Annotated in this window: 9 protein-coding genes; 5 read left to right on the plus strand and 4 right to left on the minus strand. The window is 64.1% G+C overall.

Going from position 1 to position 11,867, the window contains the following annotated elements; genetic code table 11:
* The first annotated feature begins 195 nt into the window (after nt 1-195).
* Nucleotides 196-1,299: an NAD(P)/FAD-dependent oxidoreductase gene (locus W930_RS0122110; RefSeq protein WP_023596970.1), complete on the plus strand. Its 1,104-nt coding sequence runs from the start codon at nt 196-198 to the stop codon at nt 1,297-1,299.
* A 280-nt stretch (nt 1,300-1,579) separates the two neighbouring features.
* Here the strand turns inward: W930_RS0122110 and W930_RS0122115 are convergent, their stop codons facing one another.
* Nucleotides 1,580-1,975 carry a transposase gene (locus tag W930_RS0122115; protein WP_024788698.1) on the minus strand — a complete coding sequence of 132 codons (396 nt, stop codon included), beginning with the start codon at nt 1,973-1,975 and terminating at the stop codon, nt 1,580-1,582.
* A gap of 726 nt (nt 1,976-2,701) precedes the next feature.
* Between W930_RS0122115 and W930_RS28470 the strand changes: the two genes are divergently transcribed.
* The 3 genes from W930_RS28470 (at nt 2,702) to W930_RS28475 (ending at nt 6,451) form a co-directional block, all read left to right on the plus strand.
* Nucleotides 2,702-3,517, plus strand: coding sequence for an IclR family transcriptional regulator (locus W930_RS28470; RefSeq protein WP_023873566.1), 816 nt, complete (start codon nt 2,702-2,704; stop codon nt 3,515-3,517).
* A 405-nt stretch (nt 3,518-3,922) separates the two neighbouring features.
* Nucleotides 3,923-5,005, plus strand: a complete 1,083-nt coding sequence (locus W930_RS0122125) for a porin (RefSeq protein ID WP_023596967.1) — start codon at nt 3,923-3,925, stop codon at nt 5,003-5,005.
* A gap of 90 nt (nt 5,006-5,095) precedes the next feature.
* Nucleotides 5,096-6,451 carry an MFS transporter gene (locus tag W930_RS28475; protein WP_023596965.1) on the plus strand — a complete coding sequence of 452 codons (1,356 nt, stop codon included), beginning with the start codon at nt 5,096-5,098 and terminating at the stop codon, nt 6,449-6,451.
* Nucleotides 6,452-6,540: 89 nt separating this feature from the next.
* Here the strand turns inward: W930_RS28475 and W930_RS0122135 are convergent, their stop codons facing one another.
* The 3 genes from W930_RS0122135 to W930_RS0122145 form a co-directional block, all read right to left on the minus strand.
* Nucleotides 6,541-7,551: an AraC family transcriptional regulator gene (locus W930_RS0122135; protein ID WP_023596964.1), complete on the minus strand. Its 1,011-nt coding sequence runs from the start codon at nt 7,549-7,551 to the stop codon at nt 6,541-6,543.
* Between the two features lie 137 nt (nt 7,552-7,688).
* Nucleotides 7,689-8,456, minus strand: coding sequence for an SDR family NAD(P)-dependent oxidoreductase (locus W930_RS0122140; RefSeq protein ID WP_023873568.1), 768 nt, complete (start codon nt 8,454-8,456; stop codon nt 7,689-7,691).
* Nucleotides 8,457-8,523: 67 nt separating this feature from the next.
* A complete protein-coding gene (locus W930_RS0122145) occupies nt 8,524-10,185 on the minus strand; it encodes an acyl-CoA synthetase (protein ID WP_235195575.1) in 1,662 nt (553 codons plus the stop codon).
* A gap of 447 nt (nt 10,186-10,632) precedes the next feature.
* On the opposite strand from W930_RS0122145, the gene W930_RS0122150 reads away from it, so the two are divergent.
* Nucleotides 10,633-11,766, plus strand: coding sequence for an acyl-CoA dehydrogenase (locus W930_RS0122150; protein WP_023596961.1), 1,134 nt, complete (start codon nt 10,633-10,635; stop codon nt 11,764-11,766).
* Nucleotides 11,767-11,867 lie beyond the last annotated feature (101 nt).

Raw genomic sequence — 11,867 nt, forward strand, 5'->3', positions numbered from 1 at the left:
CTGTAAGCCGGTGAGGACAGGGAAGTCGTGACGTTGCGGGGCTGGCCTCGGCATGAGCAATCGAGCTGGCGCCGGCCCCGCAACCGATCCGCATGAGGAGGCGTGGCGGTCACGTCGGTGCGTTGGGAGCGTCTTCATGCGAATCGGAAGCCCCGGGGCATTGCCGGGGTATCGAAAGTGAATCAGGGAAGAGCAATGGACAAGGTCGATTGCGTCGTGATCGGCGCGGGCGTGGTGGGATTGGCCGTCGCGCGGGAAATGGCGATGGCGGGTCGTGAGGTGGTCATTCTCGAGGCCGAGCGAGCGATCGGTACCGGCACGAGCTCGCGCAACAGCGAAGTGATCCATGGCGGCATCTACTATCCGCCTGGCTCGCGCAAGGCAACGCTGTGCGTCGAGGGGAAGCATCGGCTCTACGAATTCTGCGCGTCGCACGGCGTGGAGCATCGTCGCTGCGGCAAGCTGATCGTGGCGACCACCGATCACCAGGTGGACGAGCTCGAAGCGATTGCGGCGAACGCACGGGCCAGCGGCGTCGACGACCTTCAGTGGCTCACGGCCGACGAGGTGTCGCGCCGAGAGCCCGCATTGCGCACGTTCGGGGCGTTGTTGTCGCCTTCCACGGGCATTGTGGACAGTCACGGTCTCATGCTCGCCTTGCAGGGCGACGCGGAAAATGCCGGCGCCATGCTCGCGTTCGACGCGCGTGTGGTCGGCGCGCGCGTGGGCGGCATCCATGGCATCGAGCTGGACGTCGAGACCGGCGGCATGCGCTCGACGCTGCTCGCCAATACGGTCATCAACAGCGCCGGGCTGTGCGCGGTCGACATTGCGCGCACGTTCGACGGACTGGCGCCCGAACACATCCCGCTGCGCTACTTCGCCAAGGGCAGCTATTTCTCGTGCGCGCAGCGTGCTCCGTTCACGCACCTGGTCTATCCGGTTCCGGAGCCCGGAGGCCTGGGGGTGCATCTCACGCTGGACCTCGCCGGACAAGCGCGTTTCGGCCCCAATGTGGAGTGGGTGAGCGAGATCGACTACACGGTCGATCCGTCGGATGGCGATGGATTCTACGCGGCAGTGCGCCGCTATTGGCCGGGGCTGGCAGACAATACGCTGCAGCCGGGCTACGCGGGCATCCGACCGAAGATCAGCGGACCGGGGGAGCCGGCTGCGGACTTCCGTATCGATGGGCCCGAAGTGCACGGTGTGGCCGGGCTCGTCAACCTGTTCGGCATCGAATCCCCGGGATTGACGGCATCGCTTGCGATCGCCGAGGCGGTGCGCGCGTTACTCTGACGTTGCAACGCGTCCGGCGAGGACCGCGGCGACGACGATTCGAGCACCGATTCCGTACAAATTCCGTACAAATCTCGCGAAGGAGCGGCGCGGTGTCGAACCCGCGCTGGCGCAGGAGGCGCCAGGCATCGCTGCCCGGTCGCGTCCCGCACATTTCAACGCTCTGACCAACCCCGTCGGTCTCGAACCACGGTGCCGCGAACGTGGCGCGGCATGCCTGAGGGGGGAGAACCGTGTGATGGCCCGTGCCGAGGCGGCACTGGCGCCATGCGAACCCCGTTCAGCGCACGGCGACCGGGGGTTTCCAGGACGCCGGGTTCGTCCAGAACACACCGCGCAGGCGATCGGTGTCGCCACACGGCGTGCTGCGCGCCGGCTTGCTGATTTGACCCGCGCAGGCGCTGATGTCGCGCCCCGATTGTTGCAGGCGTTTCAGAATCGTATCGAGCATGCCCGACTCGCGCCATTCGTTCAGCTTGCGGCGGCAAGTCGGAACGGAAGGATACTGCATGGGCAGTTTGGACCAGCTCTCGCCAGTGAACAGCACCCACAAGACAGCATTGGTCAGCGTGCGCTGCTCGACTTGAGGGCGCCCGCGTCGTTCCGTACGGACCGGTCGGTCGCAAATCAGATCACGCAGGGCGTGCCATTCAACGTCGCTCAGTTCAGTAAACATAACACCTCGACCCAAAACAAACGGAGGCGCCGCAGGGGGCGAGTCCGGACTTCACGATCGCGCCGCACCGATGCTATCCAGTACGTGCTTCTCTGTGAAACCTCGGCCAAGGCGGCGTCGTTCCCCGATGCTGGAAATACAAGCAACAAGCATGCCAGGGCATCGGGTTCTCTCGTGAAGAACGCCGAGGGCGGGTCGAACCACACTGCGAAGGGAGCGTTTGGCCAGCAAAAAAACGCCCACTTGGCAGGTGGGCGCAGCTCCTGGGCGGCTATTGGGATAGGCAATCGCAAAAGCGTCAGGAGAAAAGGGATACGGCGGTTTGGCCAGTCCGGATCGTTTGTTTTTCTCGGCTCCGGCCATGATGTCTCGCTCCACTTGCGCCAGCTTGTCAAGCTTGCAGCCGCAATGATGACAAAAAGCGGGAGTCGACGCGCTTCGGAATTACCCCCATTGCGGTGCATGCCCCTCGTGCAAGGCGGTTCGCCCAAGATGGGTGCCCGTCTGCGCCCATCTTGGGCACGGTGTCGCGCGAACGGGCGCAACCCGGCACACGAAGGGCGCAACCGGTTATCGCCGGGTGAGAAAGTGGCCCGGCGGGGGCGTGCGCCATCGTCATGGCCGAGCGGCGGGACCGTAGCCTATAATGTGCGCCTCCCATGGATATCGTCTATCGGCCGCGCGGACTCGCCCGCACGCCGGTCGGCGCCACTGTGCGCAAACGGCATGAGCAACGACAGCGATAATAAATATTCCGTACCGGGCCTCGAGCGAGGCCTGCGCATTCTGATGACGTTTTCGGCCCGCGAGCCCGTGCTCGCCGGTGCCGATCTCGCGCGGCGTCTGGACATTCCCCGCTCGACGGTATTCCGGCTGTTGCAGACGCTCGAAGCGGAGGGTTTCATCGAGAAGGCGGGCGACGACCGTCATTATCGGCTCGGGGTGGCCGTGCTCCGGCTGGGTTTCGAGTATCTGAATTCGCTGGAGCTGACGGATCTCGGCACGCCGGTCATCGAGAAGCTGCGCGACGTGACGGGCTTCTCGAGCCATATCCTGATTCTGGACCAGCGCGATGCGGTTTTCGTGGCGAAGGCGGCCAGCCGCGAACTGGTGTTCGGCACGGTGCGCGTGGGCACGCGTTTGCCCGCGCACGCGACGGCCGTCGGGCACATTCTGCTCGGAGACTATTCGCTGACGTCGCTCAAGCAGCTGTACCCGGAGCGCAAGCTCGAGGCCTACACGGCGCATACGCCGACGACGGTCGAAGCGCTCCATCGTGTCGTGCAGGAAGATGTCGCTCGTGGTTACAGCATGAGTCAGGCGTTCTTCGAGCAGAATATTTCGACGATCGCCGCTCCTGTACGCAACCATCGCGGTCAAATCTGCGCGGTGATCAGCGTGACGATTCCCCAGGCCCGCGTGGAAGCGGATCTGTTGGAGAGCGGGATCGTCGAGAAGGTCGTTTCGGCGGCCGACGAACTCTCGCACAAACTCAATTATCGGGGCCACGGCGCAGACACCTTGTCCGCAACCGCGAAGTAACGCCGGTTTTCCGATTGGCCGGCGCGTCGTCTCGCGCCGGTCCACCTCAGCATTGCACCCAGACGGGTAGGGCGGTCGAACGACCTCGCGTATCCCCGCCCTCGGCCCGTCGGACCCGGTGCCTTCTCTGTTCAGAGCCCACGGCGCGCCCCTGCGATGTCTCCGCGCCTTCGCCCTGCTGCGCGCAAGTTTTTTCATTAGCGTTTGCGCAACATCAATGACTCCCAACTAATTTTCTGCTTGTCGCGCCAAATCCTCTTCGACATAATTGTCTCACCTATTAATCATCGTTTCATAGATAAGACAAAATGACGCGTTGGACGGAACGTCGATGACGTCGACGGTTCCGGCACAGGGGGGGCACGGCCCGCCTCGACACGTCAGGGAGCCCAACAGGAGTCGAAGGTGAAGAGACGCAATATCGGCATCGCCTGCCTTTTGGCATGCGCTGGCGCGGCACATGCCGCAGGCAATTCGTTGCAGATTTACGGAACGGTCGACGATGGCCTCACGTACGTGAGCAATCAGGGCGGCGGTCGTTTGTTCAAGACAGATGCCGGCATCGGGCAACCGGATCGTTTCGGTCTGAAGGGGCGGGAGGATCTTGGCGGCGGACTGGCGGCCGTGTTCCAGCTGGAGCAGGGCTTCAACACGAATACCGGCGCGCTGATCAACAGCGGTGTGCTTTGGAACCGTCAGGCATGGGTCGGTCTGTCGAGCGACCGTTTCGGGACGGTGTCGATCGGCCATCAAACCGATTTCATGCAGGATGTCTCGATTCGCTATTCGAACGGCTTCTGGCAACACAATCTGTACGCTTATCATCCGGGAAACCTGGACAATCTGGCCAATTCTTCGCAGATCGATAATGCGGTGAAGTGGAACAGCGCGAGCTTCCATGGTTTGACCGGTGGTCTGATGTATGGCTTTGCCGGCGGCAATGCGCTGGGTCGCACGATGGGGGCATACCTGAAGTACGACAACGGACCGCTGTCCGTGGCGGCGACCTACGTGAGCATCAACAAGCGGACGTTCGATTTCTCGTCGCGTCTGGGCATCTCGTCCATCTTCGGCCAGTCAGGGCTGTCGACAACGAATGTCTTCAGGTCGGACGCCGTGAACAATACGGGCATCGGCGCCTCGTACCGCATCTCGTCGCGCTGGAATGTGCACGCGCTCTACACGCGCAGCGAGGTTCGCGCCCCGGGTGGCTCGGGCAATATGTTCAACTACGACGTCGGTACGGAGTATCGCGTGACGGAAGCGAACGCGCTCACGTTGGGCTATTCCTATTCGTCGTTCAACCATACGCACTACAACCAGATGGAAGCGGGTGATCTGTACTCGTTCTCGAAACGTACCCAGTTACAGGCGCAAGTGACGTATATCGCCGCAGCCGGCAACAACCACGCCGCTTCGTATCCGATCGGTGCATCGAGCAACCACGATCAGGTATTGCTGCGTCTGGGCATGTATCACAGCTTCTAAGTCGCCACGTCCTCCTGCGTGGGCGAGCGCAGGTTTTCCCGCGGCGGGGCATCGACCCCGCACGCATTGCCCGATTCAACGAGACTCATCATGTCAGTTTCTCCGACCCCGTCATCCTCGCAGCGCCCGTCGCGCGTGCGCTACTGGATGCTCTTTCTGGTCTTCGTCGGCACGGTCATCAACTATGTCGACCGGGCCAATCTTTCCGTGGCCGCACCCATGCTCAAACAGGAGTTCGGTCTCGGCCCCGTGGAGCTCGGTTTCATTTTCTCGGCGTATGCGTGGACCTATGTGATCGCCAACATTCCCGGCGGCTGGGTCATCGATCGGTTCGGCACGCGCGCCATTTACGGGATCGCCATCCTGAGCTGGTCGGTGTTGACGTTCCTGCAGGGATTCACGTCACGCTTCGTCACACTGTTCGGCATGCGCCTTGGCGTGGGCGTAGCCGAAGCGCCGACGTTCCCGGTGAACAACCGCGTGGTGTCGATCTGGTTTGCGCAACGCGAGCGAGGCGTGGCGACGAGCATTTACCTTGTCGGCCAGTACATCGGCATGGCGGCGCTCACCCCGCTGTTGTTCTGGATCGCGCATACGTGGGGCTGGCGTGAGATCTTCTACGCCACCGGATTGATGGGCATCGTCTGGGCCGGTGTCTGGTTCGCGGGCTACCGGGATCCGGACAAGTGCGCCTGGGTGAATGCCGCCGAACTCGCGCACATCCGCAGCGGCGGCGCGCTCGTCGAATCACGCTCCGAAGCTCGCGCGGCGCCGCAGAAATTCCCGTGGCGCAAGCTGCTGGTGTTGTTCCGCAACCGCCAGATCATTGCGATCTGCGTGGGCAAATTCGCGTCGCTGTCGTCGCTGTATTTCTTCCTGACCTGGTTCCCGACCTACCTGATCACGGAACGTCACATGACGGTGCTCAAGGCCGGCGGCATGACCTCGGTGCCGTTCGTCGCCGCGTCGATCGGCGTGGTCTGCGGCGGCCTGCTCTCGGACTGGTTGCTACGGCGCGGCGTTGCCGTGGGGACCGCGCGCAAGACGCCGATCGTCACCGGCTTGCTGCTGGTGCCAACGATGTCGCTCACCGTCCTCACGGACGCCAACTGGCTCGTCATCGCCATCATGTCGTTCGCGTTCTTCGCGCAAGGCGTGGCTTCGGCATCGTGGTCGCTCGTTGCCGACATCGCGCCGAAGGGCATGGTCGGAATCACGGGCGGGGCCGTGAACTTCGCGGGTAATCTCTCGGGCATCGTCACGCCGATCGCCATTGGGTTCATCGTCAAGGCCACCGGATCGTTCGGTTGGGCACTGGGCCTCATCAGCCTGTTCGCGATTGCAGGCGTGCTTTGCTATCTGCTTCTGCTCGGCGAAGTCAAGCGCATCGAACTCGATGACGACGCGCAGGACAACCCGGCGCAAGCCAAGGCACGTACCGCCTGAAGTCAGGTTCGCCCAACGGCTGAAGTCCGATCCGGCCGAATCGGGCGCGAGCGGTATCCGTCGGCGCGGACCGGGTCGGTCGCGCCGCGTCAGGCCTCTACGGCCTGCCGCCGGTAATCGCCCGGACGGGCCCCCGTCCACTTCCGAAAGGCGCGAAAAAACGCGCTCGGATCGGCGAAACCCAACGACAGGGCGATCTCCATCATCGGCTTGGACGTGTGACACAGCGCATGGATCGCGAGATCGCGTCGCAATTGGTCCTTGATCGACTGATACGACTGGCCTTCCTCTTCCAGCCGACGTCGCAACGTCGAGGCCGTGGTGTGGAATTCGCCAGCCAACGCGTCGAATGCCGGCCAGCTGTCTGTCGGCATCGCCTTCAGGCGTCGGCGCACGCGAGCCACCATTCCCTTCGTGTTTTTGTACTTGAGGATGATGTTGCCCGGCGCGGCGCGCAGAAAGTCCTTCACGGAGACCTCGTTCTGCACCACCGGCAACGCGAGGCACGTCGCGTCGAATTCGATGGCCGTGTGCGGCGCGTTGAAGACCAGCCGCGGCGAGTACATCGTTCGGTATTCGTCGCTGTAGACCGTCTCGGGATAGGCGAAATAGGCGGTGCTCAACGGCACACGGCGGGCGATCAGCCAGCAAGTCAGGGCGTAGAACAGAATCAGCAGGGTTTCATGACCGAAGATCCTCGGCGCCTGCATATCCGGTCGCTCATGCACTTCGAGCCGCGCCAGATCGCCGTCCTGCACGAGTTGCATTTCGAGGTCGTCGAGCAGCAGACCCATGAAGCGGCACGCACGCTGCAACGCCTGCTCCAGCGTATGACAGGCGACAACGCTGTAACACAGCATCGCGAAACTGCCGACCTTCATGCGCCGCGAATCCTGCCCGAAGAATTCGTCGTCGAGTGCGAGGCTGATCAGTCGCCACAAATGCGCGTAGCGGTCGGCCGACACGCGGCCCTGCGGATGGTTGAGCAACGACGGGGCGATGTCGGCGGCTCGCAGCAATGCCGCCGAATCGCCGCCGAGTCGCTCGACGTGCGCCAATGCGTTGATAACGAAGTGTATCGAGATGCTGCCTTTTTCCATGCGTCGCGAAACGGAACGTCGTAGCAGGGGGACGCAAGGATTCTAGCAGTCCGGCCTCCATCGACGAATCCGGCACCATCCGAATCACGGATCGGTGCTGTCCGATTTCGCTTTCGGCGCGGGTTGCGCCGGGTGCTTCATTTCGGCGCCATACGCAGAGCGCCGTCAAGGCGGATCACTTCTCCGTTGATCATGGTGTTCTCGACGATATGGCGCACCAGTGCAGCATACTCCGACGGACGGCCCAACCGGGGAGGGAAGGGCACCGAGGCGCCCAGCGCGGCCTGCACTTCCGGCGTCATGCCGGCCATCATGGGCGTCTCGAAAATCCCCGGTGCGATCGTCACCACGCGCACGCCCACGCGCGCAAGCTCGCGCGCCGCGGGAAGCGTGAGCGCAGCCACGCCGCCCTTCGACGCTGCATACGCCGCCTGACCGATCTGCCCGTCGAACGCCGCCACCGACGCTGTGTTGACCACCACCCCGCGCTCGCCTTCGGTATCCGCCTCGCCTTCCGCCATGGCGGCGGCGGCGATGCGCAGTACGTTGAATGTGCCGATCAGATTGACGTTGATGATGCGCGCGAAGCTGTCGAGCCGGTGCGGACCCTGCTTGCCCAGGATGCGCTCGCCGGTCACGAGGCCCGCGCAGTTCACCACGCCGTTCAGTTGCCCGAAGGCCGACTTCGCCGTGTCGACGAGATGCTGCACGTCGTCTGCCCGGGTAATGTCGGTCGCAACGAAGCGGGCGGCTTTGCCCAGCGCGTCGGCCTGCTTCGCGCCCGCCTCGGCGTTGATGTCACCGAGCACCACCCTGGCGCCTGCGTCGACGAACATGCGGGCGGTGGCGGCACCCAGACCTGACGATGCGCCGGTGACGAGAAAAACACGATCCTTGATTTGCATGAGTTGCGAGTCCTGAAAGTGATAAAACGCGACGAGGTGCGACGCCCACGATGTGCCGCGTCAATGCTCAGTGAGCGCCGGCCGACGCCTGCGCGGCCTTGGCAATTTCCTGATTGCGCAGGATGAATCGCTGGAGTTTGCCGCTCGGCGTTTTGGGCAACTCGGCGACGAATTCGACTTCACGCGGATAGGCGTGCGTGGACAGGCGGTGTCGGACGTGCTCCTGCAGCTCGCGCGCGAGGGTGTCCGTTGGCGCGAATTGCGGGTGCAGCACCACGAAGGCCTTGACCAGCTCGGTGCGCTCGGGGTCCGGTTTGCCGACCACGGCAGTCTCGACCACCGCGGGGTGCTCGATCAGGGCGCTCTCGACATCGAACGGGCCGATGCGATAGCCCGCCGACGTGATCACGTCGTCGTTGCGCCCGACGAAGCTGATGCTGCCGTCTTCATTGCGCTCGACGGTGTCGCCGGAGAGATAGTAGTCACCAACGAATGCCGGTGTTTCCCGCTCCCAGTAGCCACCGAACCACATGAGCGGCGACTGCTTTCGGTCGAGCGCGAGCACGCCGGGCTGGCCAATCGGGCATTCGCGGCCCTCGTCGTCGAGCACGACCACGCGATGGCCAGGCGAGGCGAAGCCGGCGGCGCCTGCCTGCACGGGATGCGACAGCGCATGATGGTTGCACACGACCATGCCCAGTTCGGTCTGTCCATAGTGGTCGTGAATCGTGACGCCGAGGTGCTGCGCGAACCAGCGAATGACCTCGGGGTTGAGCGGCTCGCCGGCGCTCGACACCGCGCGCAACTGCCCCTTGAGCGGGGCGGCAGCCTTGTCGCCGCCGGCGATCAGCAGACGATACGCGGTCGGCGAACCGGCAAGGTTGGTGACGCCCAGCTTCTGGATGATCCGGTAGGTGCTCTCGACCGTGAACGGCCCGTCGTAGAAGGTGGTGGGGATGCCCAGCGCCAGCGGCCCCGTCACGGCGTAGTAGAGCCCGTAGGCCCACCCCGGATCGGCAATGTTCCAGAACGTGTCGGTCGGTCGCAGGTCGACGGCGTCGCGCATGTAGCCGGCGAATGCGATGATGGCGCGCAGCGGCACCATGACCGGTTTGGCCGCGCCCGTGGTGCCCGAAGTGAACATCATCAGGAAAGGGTCGTCGCCGCGGCGCATGACGGGTTCGAAGTCGGCGCCGTGCTGCTCGATCTCGTGCCAGAAGCTGAAGTCGCCGCGTCGCACGCCCTGGCCGCGGGGGCCGCCGACCGTTGCCACCGGCGGGCAGTTGGCCACTTCTTCGAGCTTGGCGCGGTTGGCGCCGTCCGTGACGACGAGCTTGCTTTGCGCGCTGCTCAGCCGATGTTCGATGGCCTTGGGGCCGAATGCCGTGAACAACGGCTGATACACCGCCCCCGCGCGCCAGGTGCCGAGAATCGTCACGAGCAGCTCCGGCGTGCGCGGGAGCAGGCCGCTCACGCGGTCGCCCGGCTGCACGCCCTGTTCGCGCAGGAAGTTGGCGAAGCGTGCGGAGAGCGTCTGCAATTGCCGGAACGTCCAGGTCTGGCTCGTGCCGTCCCTGCCTTCCCAGAAAAGGGCGATGCGCCCGGGCAGCGCGTGGCGGTCGCAGCACTCGACGCAGGCGTTCATCGCCTCGAGATCGCCGTGCAGCACGGCGCGCACCGTGGCATCGAGGTCGAACGTCCGGTACGTGTCGGCGTAATCCGAAATCATGGGTTGTCTCCTGTAGTCGGAAGCCGGTCGTCGGGGGATTCGCCATCCGATCGGGCGAATACCGGCCGCCGACCGCCCCTTGCGCCGTCTGGGTGGGGGCGCGACGCTATCGGGGCTGGGTGGGGCAAAGTCGAAATTCATCGTAATGCGTGGCGTCAGGCGCAGGCAATGTCCAAACGGGTCAGAGTTGGTGATGGATTTATCCACTCCGAAACCCGCGCGGGGACCGGGCGACGGGCATTACGGGGACTGGCCCCGATCATTGCGTCAGATGCGTTAAGGGTTTTACCGAGGGGGAGATCGGTCGATTCCGATGGCAATTCCGCTCATGCAATTTGCCGTTTTTGGCTATGGTGCCAATACGGTGCGATCCCTACACTGGATCCATCGACATCGCAAAGGCGCCGGCGGTCCATTCGGACAACGCCATGGCGCGGGAGACAGAACATGGATTTCTATACCGAAGACCAACGCATGATTCGCGACATGGCGCGCACGTTCTCCAGCGAACAACTGGCGCCGAACGCCGCGCAATGGGATCGGGACTGTGCACTGCCCGACGCCATGGTCGCGCAGATGGGCGAGCTCGGCCTGCTTGGCATGATGGTGCCGGAGCAGTACGGCGGTTCTTACACCGATTACACGGCCTACGCACTGGCAATGGAAGAGATCGCGGTCGGCTGTGCGTCGACCGCGACAATGATGTCCGTCCACAATTCCGTGGGGTGCGCGCCGATCCTGAAGTTCGGCACGGACGCGCAGCGCCGGCGCTGGCTGCCCGATCTCGCCGCCGGCCGGAAGATCGGCGCGTTCTGCCTGACGGAGCCCCAGGCCGGATCCGAGGCGAACAACTTGCGCACGCGCGCCGAGCGCCACGGCGACAAATGGGTGCTCAACGGCAGCAAGCAGTTCGTGACGAACGGCAAGCGGGCCGGCGTGGCGATCGTGTTTGCCGTGACGGACCCCGCGGCGGGCAAGCGCGGCATCTCGGCGTTCATCGTGCCGACCGACACCCCGGGCTTCGAGGTGGGGCGTCCCGAACACAAACTCGGTATCCGGGCCTCAGACACGTGTCCGATCACCCTGGTCGATTGCGAAGTGGGCGACGACGCGATGCTGGGCGAGCCGGGACAGGGGCTGAAGATCGCGCTGTCGAACCTGGAAGGCGGCCGCATCGGCATTGCGGCACAGGCGCTTGGCATTGCGCGTGCGGCATTCGAGGCGGCGCTGCAATATGCGAACGAGCGTCAGCAGTTCGGCAAGCCGATCCGCGAACACCAGAGCATCGCCAACATGCTGGCCGACATGACCACGCGCATCAATGCGGCGCGATTCCTGATTCTTCACGCGGCGGCGCTGCGAACGCAGGGCATGCCGTGCCTGTCGGAGGCGTCGCAGGCAAAACTCTACGCTTCCGAGTTGGCCGAGTGGGTGTGCTCGCATGCGATCCAGATCCACGGTGGGTACGGGTATCTCGAGGACTACCCGGTGGAGCGTCATTACCGCGACGCCCGTATTACCCAGATTTACGAAGGCACCAGCGAGATTCAACGCCAGGTGATCGCCCGCGCGCTGGGCTGAGTCACGCATCGATACCCGTGGTGGCGCAAGACGAGCGATTTCGCGAGATGACTCCCGTTGGCGCGGGCAGTGTGTGCCGCGGGACATGATCCGGAAGGAGG

The sequence above is a fragment of the Pandoraea sp. E26 genome (genome assembly GCF_000681415.1).
In the GTDB taxonomy this organism is placed as follows: domain Bacteria; phylum Pseudomonadota; class Gammaproteobacteria; order Burkholderiales; family Burkholderiaceae; genus Pandoraea; species Pandoraea pnomenusa.

Bases quoted from the DNA above. Each gene is read 5' to 3' on its own strand.
- W930_RS28470 (WP_023873566.1), top strand. From the start codon at position 2,702: ATGAGCAACGACAGCGATAATAAATATTCCGTACCGGGCCTCGAGCGA.
- W930_RS28475 (WP_023596965.1), top strand. From the start codon at position 5,096: ATGTCAGTTTCTCCGACCCCGTCATCCTCGCAGCGCCCGTCGCGCGTG.
- W930_RS0122110 (WP_023596970.1), top strand. From the start codon at position 196: ATGGACAAGGTCGATTGCGTCGTGATCGGCGCGGGCGTGGTGGGATTG.
- W930_RS0122145 (WP_235195575.1), bottom strand. From the start codon at position 10,185: ATGATTTCGGATTACGCCGACACGTACCGGACGTTCGACCTCGATGCC.
- W930_RS0122150 (WP_023596961.1), top strand. From the start codon at position 10,633: ATGGATTTCTATACCGAAGACCAACGCATGATTCGCGACATGGCGCGC.
- W930_RS0122140 (WP_023873568.1), bottom strand. From the start codon at position 8,456: ATGCAAATCAAGGATCGTGTTTTTCTCGTCACCGGCGCATCGTCAGGT.
- W930_RS0122115 (WP_024788698.1), bottom strand. From the start codon at position 1,975: ATGTTTACTGAACTGAGCGACGTTGAATGGCACGCCCTGCGTGATCTG.
- W930_RS0122135 (WP_023596964.1), bottom strand. From the start codon at position 7,551: ATGGAAAAAGGCAGCATCTCGATACACTTCGTTATCAACGCATTGGCG.